Genomic DNA, 25568 nt, shown 5'->3' with positions numbered 1-25568 from the left:
TTTTCCCGCGCCATTGCGCGGCAGCTTCAGCCCCGGCAAGGGCGGGCCCGGGTTCGCCTCGAATATAATCGCCGGCCTCCGTGATACATAGCTCATGTATGTAATATACAGATAATTACAGAAAAAGGGCGGCTCCACCGGAGCCGCCCTTTTTCTGTAAACCTATTCTGACTGCTACTTAGTAGCCCAGGGCCGTGTCGTCGCCGCGGGGGTCGGCGCCGCCTTCCAGTTTGCCGTCGGGCCGCACGTGGATGATGTCGAGGCGGCCCCAGGGCAGGCGCGGGTTGATGCGGTAGCCACGAGCGCGCAGCGTATCCTGCGCCGCGGGAAGCAAGGCGCCGGATTCTACGTCGAGCACATCGGGCTGCCACTGGTGGTGGAGGCGGGGCGCCGTCACGGCTTGCTGGGCGTTGAACCCGTAGTCGACCACTCCCAAAATGGTTTGCAACACGCTGGTGATAATGGTGCTGCCACCGGGCGAGCCCACTACCAGGGCCAGCTTGCCGTTGCGGGTGAGGATGGTGGGCGTCATGCTGCTGAGCATGCGCTTGCCGGGGGCAATGGCATTGGCCGAACCGCCCACCAGTCCGTAGGCATTCGGCGTGCCGGGCTTGGCGCTGAAGTCGTCCATCTCGTTGTTCAGCAAAAAGCCCGCCCCGGGAACCACTACTTTGCTCCCGAAGGCACCGTTGAGCGTGGTGGTGCAGCTCACGGCATTGCCAAAGGCATCCACAATGCTATAGTGAGTCGTTTCGGCGCTTTCGTAGCTGGGCAGGCTGGGGCCGGCCGTCAGTTCGCTGCTGGGCGTGGCCCGCCCGCGCGAGCGCCGGGAGCCAGCGCGCTGGCGGTTGTAGTCCACATCCAAGAGCTTTTGCACCGGCACATTGCCAAAGTCGGGGTCGCCGAGGTAGGTGGCGCGGTCGGCGTACACGCGGCGTTCGGCCTCGGTCATGAAATGCACGGCCAGGGGCGTGTGGTAGCCGGCCTGGGCCAGGTCCACGGGCTCCAGCATTTGCAGCATTTGCAGCAGGGCCACGCCGCCGCTGCTGGGCGGCGGCATCGTGATGACGTCGTAGTCGCGGTAGCGGCCGCGCAGGGGCTCGCGCCACTTGGCCTGGTAGGCGTCGAGGTCTTTCTGGCTGATGAGGCCGCCGCTGCGCTTCATTTCGGCCAGGAGCAGGCGGGCGGTTTCGCCGCGGTAGAAACCGGCGCGGCCCTGGTCGCGCACGCGCCCCAAAGTGCGGCCCAGCTCGGGCAGACGCAGCGTATCGCCGGCTTGCCAGTCGCCGCCCCCAGGCCGCAGGTATGATGGCGCGCTACCAGGGTTAAACTTCATGAAGTCGGCGCGGGCCCGATTCAATCCTTCGGCTTCTTTGAGCGTAAGGGGGAAGCCCTTGGTGGCCAATGCTATGGCGGGTTGAACTAGCGAAGGCCACGACAGCTTGCCCAGCTGCTTGTGCAGCGTGGCCATGCCGGCCACGGTGCCGGGCGTGCCCACGGCCAGCGGGCCGGCAGCGCTCAGGCCGGCCACCACGTTGCCTTGGGCGTTGAGGTACATATCGCGGCTGGCCGTGGACGGCGCGGTTTCCCGGAAATCGAGGCTTCCGGCCGAGCCGTTGCGGTCGCGGTAGAGCAGAAAACCGCCGCCCCCAATATTACCGGCGGCCGGCAGCACCACCGCCAGGGCAAACTGCACGGCCACGGCGGCATCGTAGGCATTGCCGCCGCGTTGCAGCACCAGGGTGCCAATTTTGGAAGCTTCGGGGTGGGCCGATACCACCATGGCGTAGTTGGCCAGGCGGGGCGCCGCTGCGGCGGGCACCGGCGTGGCCAGCGAGCCCTCAAACGCCCGCGAGGTGGAAGTAACCGGACGCTCGGCGGAGCAAGCGAACACAAATGCCAGCGGAAGGGCCAAATATCGGGTTTTCATCATAAGACAAAATAACGCTATGTTTCTTTGGTTTGCTACCCCCGGATTATAAATAGCCGCTGACCTACAAGATTTTGCAGGTGAGCTGCTGACTATGCAGGACCGACGGCTTCAACGCCTTACTTTTGGCGTAAACCTTCTGCACCATGGCTAAGTCAAAACCTACCGCTTCCACCGCGCCCAAAGCCCGCCGCCCGGCCCCGCTGGCCTTGGTGAAAAACGACCCCTGGCTGGCGCCCTACGAGCCCGTGCTGCGCCGGCGTCAGGCACGGCTGCAAGCCCGCATCGAAGAAATTGAGAAGTACCACGGCTCGCTGGCCCAGTACGCCACCGCCCACCAGCAGCTTGGACTCTACCACGACGCCACCCGCGGCGGCTACGTGTACCGGGAGTGGGCGCCCGGCGCGGAGGCCCTGTTTCTGATTGGCGATTTCAACCAATGGGACCGGCAGGCCCACCCGCTCCGGCGCCTGGAGTTTGGCGTGTGGGAAGTGTTTTTGCCCGATGCCGAATATAAAAACCGCCTTACGCACGGCAGCCTATATAAAGTGCACGTCGTGACGGCGGGCGGCGGCAAAGACCGGCTGCCGGCCACCCTGCGCCGCGCCGTGCAAAACGAGCAAACCAAGGATTTTGCCGGCCAGGTGTGGCAGCCCGAAACGCCATTTGCCTGGACCGACCAGAAGTTTAAAATTGCGGCTGCGGTCATGGAGCCGCTCATTTACGAAGCGCACGTGGGCATGGCCACCGAGGAAGGCCGCGTGGGCACTTACCGCGAATTTGCCGAAAACATCCTGCCCCGCATCGAGGCCGGCGGCTACAACGTGGTGCAGCTCATGGCCGTGATGGAGCACCCGTACTATGGCTCTTTTGGCTACCACGTGGCCAATTTGTTCGCCGCCAGCTCGCGCTTCGGCACGCCCGAAGACCTGAAGTTTCTCATCAACGAAGCGCACCGCCGCGGCATTGCCGTGCTGCTCGATATTGTGCACTCGCACGCTGTGAAAAACGAGGCCGAAGGGCTGGCTAATTTTGATGGCTCGGGCAACTTGTACTTCCACCGCGGCGACCGCGGCAACCACCCCGGCTGGGACAGCAAGCTGTTCGACTACGGCCGCGACGAAGTGCAGCGCTTCCTGCTCAGCAACCTGCGCTTCTGGCTCGAAGAGTACCATTTCGACGGCTTCCGTTTCGATGGCGTGACGAGCATGCTCTACCACCACCACGGCGAGGGCGTGGCTTTTGTGGGCTACGACAATTACTTCGGCCCCGGCGCCGACGAGGACGCCATTTTGTACTTGCAGCTGGCCACCACGCTGGCCCACGAACTCAAGAAAGGCAGCCTCCTGATAGCCGAAGACATGAGTGGCCTGCCCGGCCTATGCCGCCCCATCAAGGAAGGCGGCGTGGGCTTTGACTACCGCCTGGCCATGGGCATTCCTGATTTCTGGATTAAGCTGCTCAAGCACACGCCCGACGAGCATTGGCCGCTCGGCGAGCTGTGGCACACGCTCAGCAACCGCCGCGCCGGCGAGAAGACGGTGGCTTACGCCGAAAGCCACGACCAAGCCCTGGTGGGTGATAAAACGCTGGCCCATTGGCTGTTTGATGCGGGCATTTACACGCACATGCAGGCCGGCGACCCCGACCCCGGCGCGGCGCGGGCCTTGGCGTTGCACAAACTCATCCGGCTGCTCACGCTCTCGGTCGGTGGCGAGGCCTACCTCACGTTTATTGGCAACGAATTCGGCCACCCCGAGTGGGTCGATTTTCCGCGTGAAGGCAACGGCTGGAGCTACCAGTTTGCCCGCCGCCAGTGGAGTCTCAGCGAAAACCCCGACCTGAAATTTCACCAACTGGGTGCCTTCGATAAAGCCCTGGTGCAGATGGCGCGCGGGCAGCACCTGCTGGCCGCCGGCCCCGCCACCCTGCTCAAGCACGACGAGGAAAACAAGGTGCTGGTGTACGAGCGCGGCGGCCTGGTTTTCGTCGTGAACCTGCACATCGAAAAAAGCCTCACCGACTACCGCTTCTGGGTGACTCAGGAAGGCCAATATCGCGTAGTCCTCTCCTCGGACAACAGCCGCTTCGGCGGCTTCGACCGGACGGATGAGGGCTTTGTGTATGAAACCTTTGAGCACCAGTTGAGCCTGTACGTGCCCAGCCGGGTGGCGCTGGTGCTGGCACGGGCTTAGCGAGATAAAGCAGGGACGTGGATAATCTTGATTAAGTCATTTTTATATAAGAACAAAACGAGAAGAGCGGACCCGATGGTCCGCTCTTCTCGTTTAGGTGAACTTTTGGCCGGAAATGAGCAGGGGTAATTACGCGGCTTGGCGAAATGCCTGGGACATGGTACCGATGCGCTGCTGGAAGTAGGAGTGGCTTAATAGAGGCTAAAGTGGCTGGCGATGGCGGCCACGCGCCAGCCGGTAGCTGCAAGCGCAATGTGGCTTCGCTGGCAAGGTGCTCGGCAATGGGGGCCGGCCTGCCAGTTTTTCTTCATGTTGTCAAAGCGGCAATTGAACGGCCAAATCCGGCAGCTCAACGAAAAACAGTGAAATACGCCTGTAGGGGGCAAGTAAATTTGACATTCTAGCGGTTGAGCTATTCACACCGGTCCGGCCGGAACGCGCCACCGGTCCATCGATTTATTCAAATTTCCCTTCATACTTTTTTATCTAATGTCAAATAAATACGCTTCCCTGCTTCTTGCTTCGTTTGGTCTATTCACGGCTTGCAGCGACAAGGAAGAGGCAACCCCAATGTCGACGATGACGGAGCTCACGGCCACCGTCAACGGCGCGCAGCAGGTGCCCGCCAATGCGTCCACGGCCAACGGGACTTTTGCTGGCATCTACACCAGCTCAAATAAGCAGCTCGTGTACACCGTTACCTACCAGGGCATGACTCCCACCATTGCCCACATTCACACCGGGGCCCCCGGCACGAGCGGCTCGGTGGCCATTCCCTTCCAGAACCTGACCTCGCCCATCACCGGCACGGTGACGCTGACGGCCGAACAAGCCGATAACCTGCTCAGCAACCGCATGTATGTCAACCTGCACTCGGCGGCGTTCCCAAGCGGCGAAATTCGCGGCGATATCAAGAAAAAGTAACGGCTAGGAGGCCGCCAGCGGCCCCTTGCGCTACTGTTCGGGCAACCACAGCGGCCCTGTTACTTCGGTAGCGGGGCCGTTGTAGTTGCTCCGTGCCAAACCAATTTATTGCGGGATGCTCGACTCCGTACCAAGGAGGCACCGCGGTGCCTCCCTACGGCCCACGCTCGTTCCCGAGCCTGACCGCGAGCAGCGTTCCGCCCCCATTTCCTGCCTTCTTTATATGATGCATTTTACGCAATACGCTCGGGTGCTCTGCACTTGCCTGGGCACCGGATTGGTTACCCTAACGGTTGGCGCCCAAACGCCGGCGCCTGCCCCGGTTTCAGCCCCGGCCCCCGGGCCCGGGAGTTTGAGCGGCAAAGTCACCGCCCGCAACGGCGAAATCCAGGGCGCCCCGCTGCCGTTTGCCTCCGTCACCCTGGTGTCGCTGGCCACGGGCACACGCCGCACGACCAGCGCCGACTTAACGGGCCGGTTCTCCTTTAATGGCGTGCCGGCCGGCGGCCCCTACATTCTGCAGGTGCAGCAGCCGGGCTTTCAAGCCCAGACGATTACCAACATGTTCCTGAAGGCCGACGGCACAACGGCTCTGGACGTCAACCTGAACCCGGCAACCGTGGCCGTGGGTACGCGCCGCGACGACCGCACCGCCCTGGAATCGGCCGTGCCGGTGGACGTGGTGGACGTGGCCACGCTGCTGCGCACGGTGCCCCAAACCGACCTTAGCCAACTGCTGCACTACTCTGTGGCCTCGTTTAACTCGACGCGGCAAACGGCCGCCGGCGGGTCCGACCACGTGGACCCCTCCAACCTGCGCGGCCTAGGTACCGACCAGATGCTGGTACTCGTCAACGGCAAGCGCCGCCACACCACGGCCCTGGTTAACCTGCTTAGCAACCGCGGCTTGGGCAGCGTAGGCACCGACCTCAACACCCTGCCCGGGCTTGGTGTTGAGCGCGTGGAAGTGCTGCGCGACGGCGCCGCGGCGCAGTACGGCTCCGACGCCATTGCGGGTGTGATGAACATCAGCTTGAAAAACAGCGACCGCGAAGGCAGTGTGCTGCTCAACACGGGCCTGACCACCGAAGGTGACGGCTTGGCCACGCTTCTGGGAATCAACCAAGGCTTCCGGCTGGGGGCCAAAGGCTTTTTGAACCTCACGGCCGACGCCGACTACCGCGACCGCACCGCTCGGGGCTACGCCCGCGATGCCCGGGTTAGTCCGGTGTTTGTGGTGAACGACCCGGCCCGGGAGCAGGCGGCCTTGGCGGCTTCGGGCCGCAGCTACGAGGATTTTGCCCAGCGCAACGGCGACGCCCGGGTGAGCAACGTTCGCGGCCTGCTCAACGCCCGGGTGGAGGCTTCCGACCGGCTGGCCTTTTACGGGTTTGGGGGCTACAACTTCCGCCGCGGGCAGGCGTCCACGCTCTGGGTGCTGCCGGCCACGCAAAGCCCCGACATTGTGGAGAGCCTCTTTCCCTTCGGCTACCAGCCCCAGGTGAACACCCGCCTGCACGACGGCGCGGGCACCCTGGGCGTGGTGCTGGGCCAGCCCGGACCCAACCGCTGGACCCTGGACGTGAGCAACACCACCGGCTACAACCGCATGACCTACGACCTGGAAAACACGCTGAACGCGACGCTAGGGGCATCGTCGCCCACGGTGTTCGACAACGCCGGAGGCTTCCAGTTTTTCCAGAACGTGACCAACGCCACCGCCAACCGCTTTTTTGACCAGGTGCTGGCGGGCACCAACGTCGCTTTCGGCGCCGAATTCCGGGCTGACCGCTACCAAATTCTGCGCGGCGACGAGCGCACCGAGGCCGAGTACGACCTGGGCAAGCCCGCCTCCCAGCAGGGGGCGCAGGGCTTCAGCGGCTTTGGCGAAGCCTCGGCCGTGGTGGGCAGCCGCACCAACGTGGGTGCCTTCCTCGACGTGGAAGCCGACGTCACCAAGCGCTGGTCGGTGAGCGGGGCGCTGCGCTACGAGAATTACTCCACCTTCGGCTCGGCCTTTATCTACAAGGCCACCACCCGGGTGCAAGCCACCAAGTTCCTTGCCCTGCGCGGTGCCTTCAACACGGGCTTCCGGGCCCCGTCGCTGCAGCAGGTGCTCTACCGCCAGATTACCCAGCGGCCGGGCGTGACCGGGGTCGTGTACGCGGGCATCTTCAACAACCAGGACGAGCTGCGGGTGCAGGCCGGCGTGCCCGACCTGACGCCCGAACGCTCGCGCAGCGTCAGCGGCGGCCTGGTGCTGACCCCTGGCTCGGCCTTCTCGTTCACCGCCGATGCCTACCTTATCGACATCGACGACCGCATCACGCTCTCGGGCCTGCTGCGGCCGGGCTTTGGCATCAGCCCCGACCTGACCCAAACGCTGGCCAACAGCCGCGTGAGCCAGGCGCAGTTTTTCACCAACGACCTCGACACCCGGACCCAAGGCGTGGACCTGGTGGCCAGCTACCGGCACGCGTTCGGCGCGGGGCAGTTCAGCGCCTCCGCGGCCGGCAATTTCACCCGCACCCGCACCCGCCGGCTCAACGTGCCGGCCACATTTCGCAGCTTGCAGGAAGACGACAACTCCACCACCAACTACGTCGACCCGCGCCAGCTCTCGCTCATCGAAACCGGCAACCCTGCCAGTAAAATCCTGCTCAGTCTCAATTACACCCGCGGCAAGCTGGGCCTGGGCCTGCGCAACACCTACTTTGGCGAGGTGCGCTACTACGACGTCGCCCCTGACCCAGCCGTGTATGACTTTGGCGGCTACCTGCTCGTCTTCCGGCCCCGCACCGTCACCGACCTGCTGGTGAGCCTGCAAGCTACCAAAGGCCTGAGCGTGACCCTGGGTGCCCAGAACCTGTTCAACGTGAAGCCCAACACGCTGGACCAGGCCGCTTCCAACGGACAGGCCCCCGGCGGCTTTGCCACCCGCGGGCAGTTCGAGCAGTACTTTCAAAACCGCTACGGTGCACCCTCGCCTTTCCCCACCAACCGCGACGTGTACCCCTACGCGCCCGTGCAAATGGGCTTTAACGGGGCGTTATTGTACTTGAAAGCCGTGTACAGCCTGGGATTATAAGAGTGTTTTTGGGATTCTGATTTTTAGGTCATGCTGAGCTGGCCGAAGCATCTTTACCGCAGTAATAACTGATTACTCAAATGGTAAAGATGCTTCGACTTCACTCAGAATGTCATTTTAGAAGAGGTTTTACAAAGCTACACCCCGCTATAAGCCATAAATAAATGGCTTATAGCGGGGTGTTTTTTGAACGGCTCATTGGCTGTTTGAGGCCGGCCGCCGAGTCAGGGTTTTACTCGGCCTCTTCTTCGGCAGCCGAAATGGCGGCGGGTCCTTCGGGCAGGTTCAGCAGCGGGCCCAGTAGCAGGGCGTTGGTGAACAGGCGGGAAGTGCCGTGCCAGTAGTGGCGGAAGTTGGGGTCGTCGGCGAAGAGCACCACGCGGCCCGCGCCTACTTTGCTCACCACCACGGCCGCCGAATTGCTGATTTGCTTGAGGTTGCCCTGCGAAACGTAGCCGCTCACCAGAGGCTTGCCGGTGTACTGGGCCACGGTGGCGTAAGGGTTGCGGCTGGGCCGCAGGAAAGTGGTGCCGTTGCGGAATACGTACAAGCGCCGGCTCGTGAGCCCAAACCCAATGGGATTGGTGATGTCGACATCAGCCGAGTAGATAGAACCCGCAATGGCGCGGGTGCCTTCCTGCTCTTGTTGCACAAAATCGGAACGGCGCGGTGCAGTGGGCTTGCCTTTGGCGGTGGCCGTGGTATCGGCCCAGCCGCCGTTGGCCGGAATCAGCAGCTTTTCGCGCACGATGCCCTGCTTGATGGCCCACTCCGAGGCGTTTTTCAGGGTAATGAGCGTACCGCCTTCCTGCACCCAGCGGCGTAGCTTTTCCACGGCGGCTTTATCCAGGCCGGCGTACGTGCCGCCCACCACCACAATGCTGGTGTAGCGGCCCAGCGGCGCCCGCCCAAAATTGCTCACTTCAATGCGGCTCAGCGGCACGCCCAGTTGCTGGCTGGCCACAAACCAGGCTTCGCCTACTTCCGAGGCATTGGTACCGGTGCCTACTAGCAAAGCGGCCTTGGCTTCGGGTACCGTCCGCACGTTGTTCGACCCCAAGTCGATACCACCCGCGCTGAAGCCGGTGCTCACGCTGGTAAAGGCCACCTGATTTTGCCGGCTCACGCGACTCACAATCTGGAAGACGGAATCGGCGGGCTGCTTCTGGGCAGCCACCGGAATCACCAGCGTGCCGTAGCCGAAGTCCGTGGGCCGGTCGGCCGGACCCGCGCGGAAGGGCTTGAAGCTAGCCTTCGCCACGATACCGGCGCGGTGCAGGGCCGTGAGGGCACGAGGGGCATTGTAGTCCGACCACGGCAGCAGGTAAGCGTAGCTGCTCTGGCCGCCGCGCACCTCTCCGGTCAAGGTTTTCGGCGCTTGCACCGCGACGCCCTGCACCAAGTTGGCGTTTTTCTGCTTGGATACGGCCAGCCCGTAGGCGTGGGCCTGGCTCCAGCCCGTCACGTCGTAGAACACGCTGTCGTGAAAGGTGGTGAGCTCCTCAAACAGGGAGTTGATAATGCGGTACTGGGGTTGGGCCGTGGGCACTACGTAGGCCTTGCCCTTCTCGAAATTCTGCTGGTCAAGCGTCACGTTTTTGCCCAACTCGTGCACTTCAATCTTGTGCTGGAGCAGCACCGCCAGGAATTTATTCGTCAGCGTCGCGTCCTGGGCATTGCCAAACACATAGGCTTTGGTGGGAAACTTCTTGGCCTCGCTCAGGGCCGAGGTAAAAAACTCGCGCTGGTGGCGCAGGTACAGCTCCTTTTCCTCCACGGCGCCGCGCACCGTGGCCAGGCCCGTGGCCACGTGGTTCCGGATGGTGAACGGGAACGTAACTACGCCGTTGGTGCCTTCCTGAGCCAGCCCGCGCGAGCTGCCCACCTCAAACGTGATGCCCACGCCGCCCTGAAAATCCGGGTACGTCGAGCCGTAAATGGGCGAGAGGTTATCGAACTGCTCCTTGGTCCAGTACAGCGAGCCCAGATTGTCCAACGACTTGGCGAAGTACTTGGCCAGATGCACGTTCAGCACTTCGTAAGTAGCCCGCGGAATGAGGTCGTTTTCGGTGCTGTGCGGTTTCGAAGGCTCGAAATAATACGTGCCGTTGGTGCCCATTTCGTGGAAATCAATCATCACGTTGGGGTACCACTCGTGGAAGAAGGCCATGCGGGCCCGGCTCTCGGGCTGGGTCAGGGAAAGCCAGTCGCGGTTCAGGTCGGTGTAGAAGTGGTTGGTGCGGCCGCCGGGCCAGGCCTCGGTGTGCTCGCGGTCGAGCGGGTCGGTGGGGTTGGGCCACGACTTATTCTGGTCGAACCAGTGCGAGGCGCGGTCCCGGCCATCCGGGTTTTCCAGCGGGTCGACGGTAACGACGGACTGCTGCAGCCACTGCTGCGTTTCGGGGCTGGTGGAGGCCGTGAGGTAGTAGGCCAGCAGCAGCGCCGCTTCCGACGAACTGCTTTCGTTGCCGTGCACCCCAAAGTTCAAACTCACCACCACCGGCAGTTTGCCGTAGTTGGGCGCGGGCAGCTTGGGGTCGACTAAGGCGCGGCGGTCCTGTTGCAGCCGGGCCAGATTTTGCTGGTTTTCGGGCGTGGTGATGGTGGCCACCACCTGCGGCCGCTCCTCAAACGTGGTGCCCAGCACCCGCAAACTCACCCGGTCCGACACACGGTCCAGCTCGCGCAGGTAAGCCACAATTTGGTCGGTGCGCGTGTAGTGCGAGCCGATAGGGTAGCCCAGAAACTGCTCCGGCGTGGGCACTTTGGGGTCGAAGCTACTGGGTTGGGCACCCGGGAAAAAGTAGCTGGTCTGCGCCGATGCCGGCACCGTCTGGGCCAAGCCTAAAGTCAGCAGCGCGGCGGATAAATATGCTTTAAGCATCAGAAGTTGTAGTTAGAAAACGTGGATTAGGCCCTGCGGCACGCATTGCCGATTAATACCCCGGGTTTTGCTCAAGGTCAGGGTCGGCCACCAGGTCATTGAACGGAATGGGGAACAGCCAGCGGCGCTGGTCCGTGACGCCGAGCACGTCATCGGCCCGGCCGGTGCGCACGAGGTCAAACCAGCGGTGGGCTTCGAAAGCAAACTCCACACGGCGCTCGTTTTCAATGGCTAGCAGCAACTCGTCGGCAGTGGTGGCGCTGGTGGCGGCCACACCCGCGCGGGCCCGCACGGCATCCAAGTCGGCAATAGCCTCGGGAAGTTTGCCTTGTTGGGCGCGGGCTTCGGCCCGGATGAGGTACTGCTCGGCCAGGCGCAACACGTAGCTGGGGTCGTCGCGCTGGGCCGAGCGGCTGTAGAGGTTGCCATAGGTGACGGGTGCGCCGGCAATGACCGTGCTGGCAAGCAACGCCGAGCGGCTGCCGCCCACGGCGGGGTCGTTCAGCAGCGCAATGGCGGCCGGCACGGGCTGGAAGTTGAACTGCCCGCCCAAGGCGCTCGGAAACCAGTTGTTCCACATGCTGTTCGCATCGGAGTTGCTGAATGTCAGCTCAAACACCGATTCCTGGCTGAGAAAGGGAGCCGTTGAAAAGGCCCGATAGGGCGTTACCAAGCGGTAGTTGGTGCTGCCGATTACCTGCGTGGCGTAGGTTTCGGCCTCGGCCCACTGTTGCCGATAGAGGTGCAGGCGGGCGCGCAGGGCCCGGGCGGCGGCTTTCACGGCACGGTTGCGGGTGGCGGCTTCAGGCAGCAGGGTTTCGGCTTGGGTCAAGTCGGCCAGCGCATGGTCGTAAGTGGCGGCCAAGGTGGCCCGGCGCACGCCTAGGCCGTTTTCCTTGCTGCGGGTGGGCGTGAGCACCAGCGGCACGCCGCCCCAGCCGCGGCCCAGATCAAAATACACCAGGGCCCGCAGGAAATGGGCTTCGCCGAGCAGCTGGTTTTTCTCGGCCGCGGGCAGCAGCGGGTCGTTGATGCCGGGCAGGGCTGCAATCAGGTTGTTGGCCCCGTTCACGGCTTGGTACATCTGCGTCCAGGCTTCGGTAATCAGCACGTTGTCGGCGCTGAGCTGGTTCTGGTCGATTTGCAGGAACTGGTTGAGCGTGCCGTTGAAGCGCACGTTTTCGCCGGGCAAAAAGCCCAGCACGGGCCAGTTGAGCTGGTTATAGGCCTGCACCCGGTCATACACGCCGATGGTGGCAGCCCGGGCGCTGCCGGCGTCGGTGATGGCCTGGTCGTCGGGCAATTGCTGCACCGGTGTGGGCTCCAGCAGGTCGGAGCAGGCGCTGAGGCTGAGCGCAACTGTGGCGACTTGCCCAGCCAAAAGGAGGCGAAATAAGGTCTTTTTCATCGGTAATAAAGGCTTAGAGTCCGACCGTGACGCCCACTTGGAACGTGCGGGGCTGGGGCACCGTGGCCCAGTCGAAGTTTTTGGTGTTGCTCACGCCGCTCTGCGAGTTCACTTCCGGGTCGAGGCCGGAGTAGGGCGTGATGGTGAAGAGGTTGGCAGCCTGCACGTACACACGCAGCGAGTTCAGGTGCGCTTTGGCAATGGCGGCGGCCGGCACGGTGTAGCCCAGCGTGAGGGTGCGCAGGCGCACAAAAGAGCCGTCTTCGAGGTATCGGTCGCTCAAGTTTTGCACCACGCCGCCGTAGTTGTTGCTGGCGGCGTTGGTGGTCAGGCGCGGGATGTCGGTGGCATCGCCCGGCCGCTGCCAGCGCTCCAGCTGCTCGCTCAGGTAGCCAATGTTGCTTTGGGTACCGCCGTGCACGAGGAAGAAGCGGTTCATGTTCATGATTTTCGCGCCCTGCTCGAAGTTCAGCGTGAAGCCAAAATCAATGCCTTTGTAGGCGACCGAGTTGGTGACGCCGCCGAAGTAGTCGGGCCAGGCATTGCCCACCAGCTTGCGGTCGGCCACGGTCAGCTGGCCGTCGCCGTTCACGTCCTCGTACTCGGCGTCGCCACTTTCCGGGTTCACGCGGGTCTGGTGGTACAGCCAAAACGAGTAGAGCGAGGCGCCTTCTTCGAGCCGGAAAATGTCGCGCGAGCCCGTGGTGATGGGCGCGGCCAGCTTCTCAATCTTGTTCACGTTGCGGGCCAAGTTCACCGTAGTGCTCCATTGCACCGCGCCCTTGGGCAGCCAGTTGGCCGTGGCTTGTATTTCGAAGCCTTTGTTGCTCACGGCGCCGTAGTTTTCTACCAGCGACGTGAAGCCGGTTTTGCGCGGCACGGGCACGTTCAGCAGCAGGCCCGAGGTGTATTTGTCGTAGTAATTGAGCTCCAGTATCAAGTGGTTTTGCAGCACGGCGGCGTCCAAGCCCACGTTCCACTGCCGGGTCGATTCCCAGCTCAGGTTGGGGTTGGCGAGCTGCAGTGGGCTGGTGCCCGGCAGGTCGAGGTAGTTGGCCCCGCCCTGCACCAGGCCCAGCGCCGCAAAGTCGCTGATGCCGGCCTGGTTGCCGGTTTTGCCCAAGCTGGCCCGCAATTTCAGCTCCTGGAAAATGTTGAGGTCCTGAATGAAGCTCTCATCCCCCAAACGCCAGCCCAGGCCTACGGCCGGGAAGTAGCCCCAGCGGTTTTCGCTGCCAAAGCGCGACGACGCGTCGGCCCGCACGCTCACGTCGGCCGTGTAGCGCTCCTTGAAGCTATAAGTAGCCTTGCCGAAAAACGACACCAATCCGGCCTGCGAGCGCGACGAGCTGCCCGTTTGGGTAGCCGCCGAGGCAATGGTGGTCAGGTCGTTGCCCGGAAACTGCTGGCCCGCCAGGCTGGTGCGCTGAAAGGTGTTCCGCTGCAACGTATTGCCCACCAGCGCTTGCAAGGAATGGTTTTCGCCGAAATTGACGCTGTAGTTCAGGGTCTGCTCGTTGAGCAAGGTGATGTCGCGCGATAGAAACGACGACGCGGTACCGCGCGGCTGCCCGGCCAGAATCAGCGTGTTGTTGAAGTTGTTCTCGTACATGTCGTTGAAGTCGATGCTCCAACTGCTGCGGAAGGTCAGGTTTTTGGCAAACTGGTACGTGCCGTACACGTTCGAGATGACGCGGGTGCCCACGGCATCGTTGTTCAGGTTGTTGATGAGCGCCAGCGCGTTATCAAAGGAACCATACTTGGCGTAGGAGCCGTCCGGGTTATAAATCGGCAGGTTGGCGCGCGTAAACAGGGCCGAGTTGATGACGCCCACCGGGTTGTTGTCGTTGCTGCTTACGTTGCGGTGCGTGCGGCTCAGAGCCGTGCTTGTGCCGATGCGCAGCTTGTCCGTCACCGAGTTGTCGAGGTTCACGCGCAGCGAAAACCGGTCGAATTCACTGGGCTTGGCCACCGATTGCTGCGTGAAGTAGCCCGCCCCAATGTAAAATTGGGTTTTGGCCGAGCCCCCGGCCGCCGACAACTCGTAGCTGTGCGTCTGGGCCGTGCGAAACACGTCGGAAAGCCGGTCATATGTGGCCTGCTCTTCCGGCAGGCCGCGCCCGCCCGAAGCCACCGAACGGTAGGGCACCAGCGCCGGATTGCCGCCATCGTTGATAAACCGCTCGTTTTCCAGCGTCGCCAGCTCCGGCCCACTGGCCAGTTGGTACTGCTTGGGGGCTTTAGAAAGGGCGTGATAGGTGTTGAAGGTGATGCGCGTCTTGTCGCCGGCTTTGCCCCGCTTGGTGGTGATGAGCACCACGCCGTTGGCGCCGCGCGAGCCGTAAATGGCCGTGGCGTTGGCATCCTTCAGGATTTCCATGCTCTCGATGTCCGAGGGATTCAGGTCGGCCAGCGGGTTGCTCGACACTTGGTTGCCCAGGCCCGTTGCAATCAGGTTGGTGTTGTTGATAAACACGCCGTCTACCACGTAGAGCGGGTCGTTGCTGGCGTTCACCGAGTTGCTGCCCCGGATGCGGATGAATACGCCCCCGCCCGGCACGCCCGAGTTGGCCGAAACCTGCACACCGGGCGCTTTGCCCTGCAAGAGTTGGTCGGGGCTAGCTGCCGGAATATTCTTCAAGTCATCCCCTTTCACCGAGCTGATGGCGCTGGTCAGGGTTTTGCGGTTCTGCTCGCTGTAGCCCGTCACCACCACTTCCGAAAGCTCCTGCAAATCGGGAGCGAGGTCAACGGTGAGCGCGCCAGCTGTGGCAGAAAGCTCCTTAGGTGCGTAGCCTACAAAACTGAATACCAACGCGCTGCCCGGGGCAGCCGGGAGCGAGAATTTGCCATTGGCATCGGTGGTGGTGCCGGTGGTGGTGCCTTTGGCTAGCACGGTCACGCCCGGTAAGGGCGTGTGGCTGGTGGCATCGGTGACGGTGCCGCTCACGAGTGGGGCGGGGTCCGATTGGGCATAACTAGTAGCGGTAGCTCCTCCCCACAGCAGCAGGAAGAGCGTCCGCCGGAGCGTACGGGTGTTCATCAGAAATTTATGTTGAGGTGGTGGGCCCGGCGTCGGCCGCTACCAAGCGGCCAAGGGGTGGGAGGGGAAGGCCCGAAGAGGGGGGGAAGTCTGGGCCAATGGGCCGCAGTCGCAGGGTCCCTCCGGTGCACCAGGAGAGTTGCGGTTGCGGCGTTCCGCGGTTGAGCCAGGGCTTCGTTAGTGCACAACGACGCCCGGCTTCAAAGCCGCAGTATTGCCCGGAAAAAGAAGGTTGGCCAGCGCCTACCGCTCGGGCAGGACGCCTAAAGGCTGGCGAAAAGCCGCCGCGGGGCACGAAGGCCCCCGCAACTCCCCGGCTATGGCTTAGCCGCGGTAGCCCTTACGGCCGGCAGGAAAATGAAACAGCTGATTCAGCTCAACAACTCCGGCCGGCCTACCGCATACAGGCGGCAGCACTCGACATGCAACAACACCCATGCTGTACAGCAAAAGAGGTGGTCGAAAGAGCGGGGAGGGGACGCGAAAAGTCCATGGCTTTTGTTTTTATATGGTCAGGACTTGGCACCGTTTCAAGGGGTTAACCTCGTTGGTTGCCGGCGTTTCGTCGAGCCTGTCTCTCCACGCCTCTGTATAAAAACAATTCTTTGTTCTGAAGGAATTGTAAGGGCAAATGTAAAGCAGCAATTTTTTAAAAGCCTAATCCAAAGCCCGAATTTTATTTCCCGACCATTCCCAAAACGCTTCCTGGGCTTCTCCCGACATAGAGATTCATGGCAGTTGTGTCTGCCAAAACCCCAACTTAGAGATGTGGCCGGAATACCTTCCAAAAGCTAAAAAAAGCACATCAAAGCGGTATTTTGCTTCATATGAGGAGTACGCTGCCAGGTCCGAAGAGGACGAACGCAACGTGTCGCAGCGTAGTGAGGCACCCCGTCGGTCATGACCGTTTCGGGGGGCACGCAGAAAATTCAATTTGCTCAACAGGCGCGCCGTCTCCGCCCGGAATTGCTCCAGGAAACGGCATCTACAAGGGTGCGATTGGGCAACGGCGGCTATTTCTGCAGCTCTAGCACCACAGCAGTTTTGGCGGGCAATTGCAGTGTGGTTAGGCTGCTCAAGCTCTCTCCCGTCAGCACGTTGCGAGCCTTGGCGAAGCCTCGCGTCCGCTCCGAAAAACGAGCGGTGGGCAGCGCTACAACCTTATCGGTGGTATTGGTGGCCACCATTACGGTGCCGGTGGCATCGTACCGGAAGTAGACGTAAACCCCATCCTGCGGGAGGTACTGCATCAGTTTGCCCGAATGCAAGGCCGGGTGCGTGCGCCGATACGTCGCCAGTTTCTTCAAAAATTCGAAGGCTTCGTTCTCGCGGGCGGTGCGGCCGGCAGCGGTGAACTTGTCCTCCTTGTCGCCGGGCCAGCCGCCGGGGAAGTCCTTGCGCACCTCGGCATCGGTGGGATTTTTGAAATTCTTCATCAGGATTTCGGTGCCGTAGTACATGCTCGGGATGCCGCGGGTGGTGAGCAGCCACGTGAGGCCCATCTTGTACTTGTCGAAATCCTCGCCAATGACCGAGAGAAACCGGTCGTGGTCGTGGTTGTCGAGGAAAGTGACGAATTTGGTGGGGTCTTGGTACACGGCATCCTGGGCCAGGGCTTCGTACATGCGCTGGGCGCTGCCGTCGTGCTTCAGGCCGTCCACCATGGCGCCTTCCAGCACGAAATCCAGGCCACCCGGCTGGTTCGACTTAAAGGGGAAATTGATGTTGTTTTTGACGTAGTAAGCTTGGTCTACCACGTTGCTCACCGACGACTCTCCGAAGATATGAATGCGGGGATATTCCGTGAGCAACGCCGCGTTGCAGTGGTTCATAAACGGTTGGTCGTTATACATGTAGGTGTCGATGCGCCAGGCATCCACGCCAAAATTCTCAACCGACCAGATGGCGTGCTGAATCAGGAAATTCGCTACGTAGGGGTTGCGCTGGTTCAGGTCGGGCAGGAAGGGTACAAACCAGCCATCGAGGGTGATTTTTCGGTCGATTTGGGAGGCGTGCGGGTCCGTTATGGGCTGCTGCCGGTACGACGTATTGGTGTAGGTGGGCCACTGGTTCAGCCAGTTTTTCATCGGCAAATCCTGGATAAACCAATGGGTGTTGCCCACGTGGTTGTACACGGCATCCTGCACCACTTTGAGGCCGGCGGCGTGGGCCTGCTGCACGTAGGCTTTGTAGGCGGCATTGCCGCCCAGGCGGCGGTCCACGTTGTAGTGGTCGGTGAAGCCGTAGCCGTGGTAGGAGGCGCGCTGGGTACCGCCTTCGTTGGTCAGCGGCTGGTTGTTCTCAATAATCGGCGTGAACCACACGGCCGTGATGCCCAGGTCCTTGAGGTAGCCAATGCGCTGAGCGGCGCCGGCCAAATCGCCGCCGTGGCGGAAAAAGGGGTTGGCGCGGTCGTGGTTGGGGTCGCGCATGTCGGCGAACTTGTCGTTGGCGGGGTTCCCGTTTGCAAACCGGTCGGGCATAGCCAGGTAAATGAAATCGGCCTGCGTCACGCCCTGGGCTTTGGGGGCGTTGTCGCGGGCGCGTAATTCCCAGGCTTGGGTCAGGGTCTGACTGCCTTTTTTGCCCACAATCTGCACCTTGCCGGGCTTGGCCGTGGGCGCAATAGTGAGGTCCAGAAAAGCATAATTGGGATTTTCGACGGTGTTGGTTTTCACCAGTTTCACCCCCGGGTAGGTGATGCTATAGGCCAGTGTGCCCGCCCCCGGCCCGTACGCGAGCACCTGCACGTTGGGCCGCTTCATGCCCACCCACCAGTTGGTTGGGTTCACGCGCTGAATGGTAACCGTTTGGGCGCCAGCAACTACCGGCAGCAAGGCCAAAAGCAGTTGCAGAAACAAGTAAGTTTTCTTCATTGGAAAGCGGGTGGGAATTGGACAGGAAGAACGGTTACGGAAAAATAGCCCCGATGTAAAAACGCCGTCATGTATAGCGGAGCGAAGCATCTCGCGTGCGACTACTAATTACTACCCCACGCGAGATGCTTCGCTGCGCTCTGCATGACCGTTTAGGGTTGCTCCTTGCGTTACGTGTCGCATTCTACATTAGGCGCGTTTGCGGCCCTGTGTCAGCATTTCCACCGTTTCGGTGAGGCGGCGGGTGCGGGTTTCGGGCTTTTTGGCACCTTCGAGCCAGCGCACGTACTCGCGCTGGTTGGTGTAAGAAAGCTTGGCGAAGTAAGCGGCGGCTTTGGGGTTTTCAGCTAGCTTTTCGGCCAGGTCGGCCGGGGCTTCCATTTTGCGCTCGGTTGCGTCTCGCGAAAAGGTGACGCGCACTGTATCGCCAATCGTTTTGTCGATGGCGCGGCGGATTTGCTTGAGCAGGAGCAAGGCGTGGTGGCCGTCGCCGATGGGCACGATGCTGCCTTGGTAGGGATAGCCGTCGAAGGTGGCCTGCACGGGCACCCGGCCCCGCGTGCCATACACCTCGGCCACGCTAAAGGGAATCACGACAAAAACGCCGCCGTCGCCTTCGCCGGCTTCCAGAATGGCTTCAAATTCGTGTTCAGGCTGCATAGGGGCGGTGGGGTTGTGTGGGTTGGTTAAGAATTGCCGAAGCAAAGTAACGCCACACAAAGCGCTTCGCGATGCTGAAAGCAGGACCCCAAGCGGTAGTTGGGTTAGCCCTGAGCCACTTCGCTCAACACGCGTTGCACGGTTGCCTCATCCGCGGCCGCCACCACCCGCACTTCGCCAATGGCCCCGCCGTACTCGGCGTCGAGGCGCTGCCGCAGGTCCTCGTTCGGCACCAGAATAACGTGGGCCCGGCGCAGGGTCATGCGTTCCATTTCGAGGAGCCAGCCGCGCTCGGCCGGCCCGGCAATGTCGGTGGCCATGCTGGCGATGTACAGCACCAGGGGCTGGCCCGTGCTGTTGCGGATTTCGAGCGCTGCCAGCCAAGCGGGCCAGTTGGGCGCGTAGATGACGCCAAAATCAGAGCGTCCGCGCACCAGTTGCGCGGCCCGGCGGGCATACTGAATAATGCGGAAATTCAATCCATCCAGCACGGGCATCAGGAGGAGGGGAACGGGGGCGGGACTTGCCGATGCGGCCGGTAGTTTCTCCTCAGGCGGTGCGCTGGGGGCCGAATCCTGCGGCGCGGCTAGCGTAATATCATCCTCCGGAGCCAAAAGGGCAGCGGCCTCGCTGGTGCCGGGCTCCGTCATTCCCTCACCGAAAGGAGCCAGATGCATTACCGTGGGCAGCTCGGGGTCGGGGTCAAAGCTCAAATCGCCGGCTTGGGCAGTGGCTCGGGAGCGCAATGCGGTGCCGGCAGCCGAGGTGGCAGCAGCCGGTGTGATTCCGGCTCCGGACAACAAGTCGGCGGCTTCGCGCACCGTTTGGAAAGTGCCTGGCGTGGGGTTTTGTGGCATGTGGGGCAGCAGGGCCGCCTCGGTGCTGGCCCCGATGTAGGGAGCGGCGGGGGCCGCCCACTGCGGGAGTTCGCGGGCGCCCAGGCCGGTGGGCCATTGGTTGTGGGCCAGCGCGCGGGCCTGGGCCTTGGCATCCTCGGGGGCATCGGCCAATGGCATCGGCAAGGCGGCCGCGCTATTCGAAGCCAAGTCGTTTAGGCCGATGATGCGCGACCCAAACGCTGGCTCGGTGGCTGCCGCCGTGGAGGCAAAACCGGGCCCGGGCAGCCGCCGCAGGCCGGGAGTTGCCTCGGTGGTAGTTAATACATCCAGGGGCTCGGTTGGGCGGGCTTCACTTTCTGCTACTGCGGCGGAGGTGGGTGCTGCCGTATCTGGTTGTTTCTCGGGTGCTTGTCCGGCCGCTGCTTCGCTCGCGGGCAGGGTGGGGTACACGGCCAGCACGGGGTGCTGGGTGGCCAGTTGGTACACGAGCGGCAGGGTAGGAGGCAGGGCCGAGCCGCCCAGCACAGCCACGCTGGGGTCGGCGTCGTCCCAGGCCAGCAGCAGTACAGAAAAGTTGGGCGCGGTCATGGGGTGCATTTGGAGGGCAAAAGCTGGACGCTGGGCACACCCGCGGCGGCGGCGGCGGCGTTCAGTCCTCAATGCTACGCCAGCCGGCCCACATATTGGCTAAAAAGTTGGGAACAGCCGGCCGGGAAAAAGTAACTTGCGTACTTATCGCTCGCTTAACCGGCTCAGCCGGTCTTTTTTTGCCCGGTTTTACTGCCGACTTTGCCTTTTGCTTAGAATAACTTTATGGATACCACGATTCAGGAAAATAACTACATGGTGAACGACCTGGCGGCGCAAAGCCACCAGGAACATTATCCGGGCGAAATTATTCGGGCCGACCAACTCGATGGCAACCGCTTCCTATTTAATTGCCAGAATGGCGTGCGCTTGGTGGTGTACGTGCTCAGCGATAAAATCCTGCGCTTCCGCTACCTCACCGACGGCCCGCTCTCGCCCGACTTTTCCTACGCCGTGCCCGCCGACGGCCGGCCCCGGCCCGAGCCCGAATTCCTGGAGTTCAAGGAGAAATCCGACCATTACCGCATCACCACCGAGCGGCTCATCTGCATTATTCAGAAGGAAAACCTGAAAACGCGCGTGCTCGACCGCTCTGGCTCCATCCTGAGCGACGACGAAAAGGGCTTCCACTGGGAATACGACTACGACACCGGCAACGACATCGTGAAAATGAGCAAGCACGTGCCCGCCGGCGTGCACTACTACGGCCTCGGCGACAAGCCCGACAACATGAACCTGCGCGGCAAGCGCTTCACCAACTGGGGCTCCGACACCTACGGCTACACCAAGGGCTCCGACCCGCTGTACAAGAACATCCCGTTCTACCACGTGCTGCACCAGAAAATTGCCCACGGCATTTTCTTCGATAACACCTTCAAAGCCAGCTTCGACTTTGCGGCCGAGCGTGCCGACGTGACCAGCTTTTGGAGCCAGGGCGGCGAGATGAACTACTACTTCATCTACGGCCCCACCCTAATGGAGGTGACCGAGGAGTACACCCTGCTCACGTGTCCGCCCGAGCTGCCCCCGCTCTGGACACTGGGCTACCACCAGTGCAAGTGGAGCTACTTCCCGGAGAGCAACGTGAAGGAAATCACGAGCGGCCTGCGCGACCGCAAGATTCCCTGCGATGCCATTTACCTCGACATCGACTACATGGAGGGCTACCGCTGCTTCACCTGGAGCAAGGAGCATTTCCCGGAGCCCAAGCGCATGGTGGAGGAGCTGGCCGAGGACGGCTTTAAGCTCGTGGTTATCATCGACCCCGGCATTAAGGTCGACCCCGACTACTCGGTGTACCAGGAGGGCATTGCCAACGACTACTTCTGCCGCCGCGCCGATGGCCCGCTGATGAAGGGTTCGGTGTGGCCCGGCCTCTGCAATTTCCCCGATTTCACCAATCCCGACGTGCGCGAGTGGTGGGCCGGCCTGTTCAAAGAACTGGTGCAGGACATCGGCGTGAAGGGCGTGTGGAACGATATGAACGAGCCCGCGGTGTTCGAAAAAGGTACCTTCCCGCCCGATGTGCGCTTCAACTACGACGGCCACCACGCCTCGCACCAGAAAGCCCACAACATCTACGGCATGCAGATGGCCCGCGCCACGGCCCAGGGCATGAAGCAGTTCTGCTACCCCAACCGGCCGTTCACCATCACGCGCAGTACATACAGCGGCGGCCAGCGCTATTCTTCGGGCTGGACCGGCGACAACATTGCCTCTTGGGAGCACCTCTGGCTGGCCAACATCCAGTGCCAGCGCCTGAGCATTTCGGGCTTCAGCTTCATTGGCAGCGATATCGGTGGCTTCGTCGACACGCCCACCGGCGAGCTCTATGCCCGCTGGATTGCCCTTGGCGCCTTCCACCCGTTCTTCCGCACGCACTCTTCCGGCGACCACGGCGACCAGGAGCCCTGGAGCTTCGGCGAGCCGTACACGAGCCTGGCGCGGCACTTTATTGAGTTGCGCTACCGCCTGCTGCCTTACATGTACACCACGTTCTGGCAGTACGCCACGGCAGGCACGCCCATGCTGCGCCCGCTCACGTTCCTCGACCAGAACGACACCGAAACCTACCTGCGCATGGCCGAATTTGGCCTCGGCGACAACCTGCTCATCTGCCCCATCACCCAGCCTGGCGCCGAAGGCCGCTGGATGTACCTGCCCCGCGGCGACTGGTTCTACTACTGGACCGACGCCCCCACCGCCGGCGGCAGCGAAGTCTGGGCCAATGCCGACCTCACCCGCATTCCCTTGTTTGTGAAAGCCGGCGCCGTGCTGCCCATGCAGCCCGTGCTGCAATACGTGGGCGAACACGCCATTGAGGAGCTCACCCTGCACGTCTACTACAAAAACGGCACCTTGGAAAGCATCCTCTACGACGACGGCGGCGAAGGCTACGCCTACGAGGACGGCCACAAAACCCTGCGCCGTTTCACCGTCACCGGCACCGAAACCGGCCTGACCATCACCCAGGCCATCGAAGGTGACTTCCTGCCAAGCTACGCCACCTACCGCGTGGTGCTGCACGGCGTGGCTGGCCCCCTCACCGCCACCACCGACGGCCAAGCCGCCAAAGTAGCGGAAGCTACCTTGGAAACCGGCCTGAAGTTGCCCAGCCTCGTGGTTCCCGTTGGCTTCGGCGAGGTACGGGTGAGCGTGGTGCCGCCGGTAGTGGTGAAAGAAATTGTCCCTGTTGCTCCCGCTATTCCTGCTGCTTAAGTTTCTAAGTCGTTAAACAGAAAAGGCGTTCTATAGAACGCCTTTTCTGTTTAAGTAAATAAAATCCACCGTTTTCGTAAACTCTAAGCCTCATCTTTTTTATGTCAAAAAGCATCCCCTAACGGCTCTGATGCAGGCAGGAGGGGCTTCCTTCATTCAGAAAAAAGAAAGCGCCAGCGTCAGGAGACGCCGGCGCTTTCGCTAGTCAAAGCCAAGGCCTTATTCCACGGCCAGGCGCACAGCCCGGGCGCCGCTACGCACCACGTACACGCCCGCTGGCAAGTGGGCTGGCAGCACCAGCGCCGTCGTGCCCGCCGTGTCGGCCGTGGCGGTGAGTACCACGCGTCCCAGCGCATCAACCACCTGCACCGCGGCACCGGCTACCGCGCCGGTCAGCGTGGTTGCCCGGGCCGGGTTGGGCACCAGGGCCAGGCCACGGGCCGCCGGGCCCGACAGCGCGATGGCCCGCACCGGCGAGTAGGCTGCTGTACCGTCCGCATCCACCTGCCGCAGGCGGTAGTAGAGCAGCCCGGCACTAGCCGGCAGTTGCGCATCGAGCCAGCCGTACGTGCGCGGGGCGCTGCTGCTGCCCGCCGCGGCTACTGTGCCCACCCGCTCGAACGTGCGCCCGTCCAGGCTGCGCTCCACCTCAAACGACTGGCTGTTGGTTTCCGAGGCCGTGGCCCAGACCAGGCGCACGGTGCGGTTGCCTTCGGCCGTGGCCGTGAAGGCCGCCAGCTCCACGGGCAGCGGGGCGGCGCTGCCGGTCAGGTAGAACTCGCTGAAGTGGTCGGCCACGGTCAGCTCGGCCACGAAATAGGCCGTGCCGGCCGGCGCCGTGGCCGGGGCGGCCAGCGTGCGCCGCTCGCCGACGGCGCTGTTGTTGCCCAGTTGGCAGTCCTCGTTGGGGCCGCTGTACTGCGTGGCGTTCAGCGTGGCCAGCGTCACGGCCGGGTCGGCGGCTTGCAGGCGGGTGAGCTCGGCGGCCAGGCCGTAGAGGCGCAGGTCCACCGTGCGGCCGTCGAAGCGCCCGGCGCTGGCCGTCAGGTGCCAGTTGCGGTCGAGGTACTGGCGGCTACGTGCGTCCTGGCGCACGGGCTGGGCGGGGTCGGCGCGCAGCACCTGCAAGGAGAGGTCGCCGAGCGAGGCGCCGGTGTAGCGGTAGGCGGCCACCACCTGCCCGCCGGGGCTGAGCAGGTAGCGCCAGGTGCCGTCGCCCACGCTGGCCGTGGCCGGCACGGCGGCGGCGCAGGCGTCCAGGGGGCCGCCGTCGTACACGGCCAGCGCGGCAAAGGGCTGCGTGGCCGTGGTGCTGCCGGCCGCAGTCACGCTCACCGGGGCGCTGCCGGCGGCTAGGCCGGCGGGCACGGTGGCCGTCAGGCTCGTGGCCGAGACGAAAGTCATGATGGCCGCCGTGCCGCCGAAGCGCACGGTGCTGCCGCTGGTGAAGTTCGTGCCCGTGAGCATGACCACCTGCCCCGGTAATTCAGCCGCCGGGCTCAGGCCCGTGAGCGTGGGCGCGGGAGCGGGCAAGGCCAGCCGGGCCACAAAAAAGGTCGTGCCGCTCACCGGCGTAGCCACCGAGGTGCTGCCAAACACCGCCGGCAGCGCCACCTGGCCCGTCGCGTACACGTTGCCGCTGCCGTCCACGGCCACCCCGTAGCCGATGTCGCTGTCGGTGCCGCCGCCGGCCGCGGCCCAGCGGTAGGCACCGGCGGCCGTGTAGCTGGCCACGAACACGTCCTGGTTGACGCTGGTAGTGGGTCTGGCGCTGGCCAGGCCCGCCCCGCCGAACTGCACCCGTTGGGCCGGGTTCGAGGTAAGGTCGGTGGCGCTGGTGGCCGCGTTGTTCACATAACCCGTCGCGTACGCGTTGCCGCTGCCGTCCACGGCCACGCCGTGGCCGAAGTCGAAGCCGGTGCCGCCGCCGGCCGCGGCCCAGCGGTAGGTGCCGGTGGCCGTGTAGCTGGCCACGAACACGTCGGGGTTGATGACGGTATTGGTGCTGGCGCTGGCCAGGCCCACGTTGCCGAACTGCACCCGTTGGGCCGGGTTCGAGGCGAGGTCGGTGGCGCTGGTGGCCGCGTTGGTCACATAACCCGTCGCGTACGCGTTGCCGCTGCCGTCCACGGCCACGCCGTAGCTGACGTCGTTCCCGGTGCCGCCGCCGGCCGCGGCCCAGCGGTAGGTGCCGGCCGCCGTGTAGCTGGCCACGAACACGTCGTTGTTGGCGCCGGTGCTGTTGGTGGCGCTGACCAGGCCCGCGCTGCCGAACTGCACCCGTTGGGCCGGGTTGGAGGTAAGGTCGGTGGCGCTGGTGGCCGCATTGACCACCTGGCCCGTCGCGTACGCGTTGCCGCTGCCGTCCACGGCCACGCCGTAGCTGACGTCGTTCCCGGTGCCGCCGCCGGCCGC

Annotated in this window: 12 protein-coding genes and 1 riboswitch; of the genes, 4 read left to right on the top strand and 8 right to left on the bottom strand. The window is 63.0% G+C overall.

Features of this window, described 5'->3' with window-relative positions; translation table 11 throughout:
- Positions 1–178: 178 nt before the first annotated feature.
- Positions 179–1933 carry a gamma-glutamyltransferase gene (gene ggt, locus I2I05_RS11905; protein WP_230688299.1) on the bottom strand — a complete coding sequence of 585 codons (1755 nt, stop codon included), beginning with the start codon at positions 1931–1933 and terminating at the stop codon, positions 179–181.
- Between the two features lie 143 nt (positions 1934–2076).
- Between ggt and I2I05_RS11900 the strand changes: the two genes are divergently transcribed.
- The 3 genes from I2I05_RS11900 (at position 2077) to I2I05_RS11890 (ending at position 8137) form a co-directional block, all read left to right on the top strand.
- A complete protein-coding gene (locus I2I05_RS11900; RefSeq protein ID WP_196282485.1) occupies positions 2077–4125 on the top strand; it encodes an alpha amylase C-terminal domain-containing protein in 2049 nt (682 codons plus the stop codon).
- Between the two features lie 489 nt (positions 4126–4614).
- Positions 4615–5049: a CHRD domain-containing protein gene (locus I2I05_RS11895; protein WP_196282484.1), complete on the top strand. Its 435-nt coding sequence runs from the start codon at positions 4615–4617 to the stop codon at positions 5047–5049.
- A 223-nt stretch (positions 5050–5272) separates the two neighbouring features.
- Positions 5273–8137 carry a TonB-dependent receptor gene (locus I2I05_RS11890; protein ID WP_196282483.1) on the top strand — a complete coding sequence of 955 codons (2865 nt, stop codon included), beginning with the start codon at positions 5273–5275 and terminating at the stop codon, positions 8135–8137.
- A gap of 232 nt (positions 8138–8369) precedes the next feature.
- Here the strand turns inward: I2I05_RS11890 and I2I05_RS11885 are convergent, their stop codons facing one another.
- The 6 genes from I2I05_RS11885 to I2I05_RS11860 all read right to left on the bottom strand — a co-directional run bounded on the left by I2I05_RS11885 (position 8370) and on the right by I2I05_RS11860 (position 20435).
- Positions 8370–11021, bottom strand: a complete 2652-nt coding sequence (locus I2I05_RS11885; RefSeq protein WP_196282482.1) for a M14 family zinc carboxypeptidase — start codon at positions 11019–11021, stop codon at positions 8370–8372.
- A gap of 52 nt (positions 11022–11073) precedes the next feature.
- Entirely contained in the window at positions 11074–12429 is a 1356-nt protein-coding gene (locus I2I05_RS11880; protein ID WP_196282481.1) for a RagB/SusD family nutrient uptake outer membrane protein, read from the bottom strand.
- A gap of 13 nt (positions 12430–12442) precedes the next feature.
- Entirely contained in the window at positions 12443–15472 is a 3030-nt protein-coding gene (locus tag I2I05_RS11875; RefSeq protein ID WP_196282480.1) for a SusC/RagA family TonB-linked outer membrane protein, read from the bottom strand.
- A 501-nt stretch (positions 15473–15973) separates the two neighbouring features.
- A riboswitch (SAM riboswitch) is annotated at positions 15974–16070 on the bottom strand.
- Between the two features lie 415 nt (positions 16071–16485).
- Positions 16486–18348 (bottom strand): glycoside hydrolase family 13 protein, encoded by a 1863-nt coding sequence (locus I2I05_RS11870; protein WP_196282479.1) that lies wholly within the window; start codon positions 18346–18348, stop codon positions 16486–16488.
- A gap of 189 nt (positions 18349–18537) precedes the next feature.
- Positions 18538–19008 (bottom strand): YdeI/OmpD-associated family protein, encoded by a 471-nt coding sequence (locus I2I05_RS11865; RefSeq protein ID WP_196282478.1) that lies wholly within the window; start codon positions 19006–19008, stop codon positions 18538–18540.
- 104 nt (positions 19009–19112) lie between these two features.
- On the bottom strand, positions 19113–20435 hold the full coding sequence (locus I2I05_RS11860) for a glycosyltransferase (RefSeq protein WP_196282477.1): 1323 nt from the start codon (positions 20433–20435) through the stop codon (positions 19113–19115).
- Between the two features lie 225 nt (positions 20436–20660).
- On the opposite strand from I2I05_RS11860, the gene I2I05_RS11855 reads away from it, so the two are divergent.
- Complete coding sequence (locus tag I2I05_RS11855) at positions 20661–23153, top strand: glycoside hydrolase family 31 protein (protein WP_230688298.1); 2493 nt, start codon at positions 20661–20663, stop codon at positions 23151–23153.
- A 219-nt stretch (positions 23154–23372) separates the two neighbouring features.
- Here the strand turns inward: I2I05_RS11855 and I2I05_RS11850 are convergent.
- Positions 23373–25568 (bottom strand): IPT/TIG domain-containing protein (locus tag I2I05_RS11850; protein WP_196282476.1); only part of this gene is annotated, 2196 nt, incomplete at its 5' end.

The sequence above is a fragment of the Hymenobacter jeongseonensis genome, from assembly GCF_015694725.1.
Classification (GTDB): domain Bacteria; phylum Bacteroidota; class Bacteroidia; order Cytophagales; family Hymenobacteraceae; genus Hymenobacter; species Hymenobacter jeongseonensis.
The sequence above is the reverse complement of the archived record's forward strand: the minus strand, read 5'-3'. Positions and strand labels throughout refer to the sequence as shown.

Coding starts and splice junctions, on each gene's coding strand:
- ggt (WP_230688299.1), bottom strand. CDS start 1,933: ATGATGAAAACCCGATATTTGGCCCTTCCGCTGGCATTTGTGTTCGCT.
- I2I05_RS11900 (WP_196282485.1), top strand. CDS start 2,077: ATGGCTAAGTCAAAACCTACCGCTTCCACCGCGCCCAAAGCCCGCCGC.
- I2I05_RS11895 (WP_196282484.1), top strand. CDS start 4,615: ATGTCAAATAAATACGCTTCCCTGCTTCTTGCTTCGTTTGGTCTATTC.
- I2I05_RS11890 (WP_196282483.1), top strand. CDS start 5,273: ATGATGCATTTTACGCAATACGCTCGGGTGCTCTGCACTTGCCTGGGC.
- I2I05_RS11885 (WP_196282482.1), bottom strand. CDS start 11,021: ATGCTTAAAGCATATTTATCCGCCGCGCTGCTGACTTTAGGCTTGGCC.
- I2I05_RS11880 (WP_196282481.1), bottom strand. CDS start 12,429: ATGAAAAAGACCTTATTTCGCCTCCTTTTGGCTGGGCAAGTCGCCACA.
- I2I05_RS11875 (WP_196282480.1), bottom strand. CDS start 15,472: ATGAACACCCGTACGCTCCGGCGGACGCTCTTCCTGCTGCTGTGGGGA.
- I2I05_RS11870 (WP_196282479.1), bottom strand. CDS start 18,348: ATGAAGAAAACTTACTTGTTTCTGCAACTGCTTTTGGCCTTGCTGCCG.
- I2I05_RS11865 (WP_196282478.1), bottom strand. CDS start 19,008: ATGCAGCCTGAACACGAATTTGAAGCCATTCTGGAAGCCGGCGAAGGC.
- I2I05_RS11860 (WP_196282477.1), bottom strand. CDS start 20,435: ATGACCGCGCCCAACTTTTCTGTACTGCTGCTGGCCTGGGACGACGCC.
- I2I05_RS11855 (WP_230688298.1), top strand. CDS start 20,661: ATGGATACCACGATTCAGGAAAATAACTACATGGTGAACGACCTGGCG.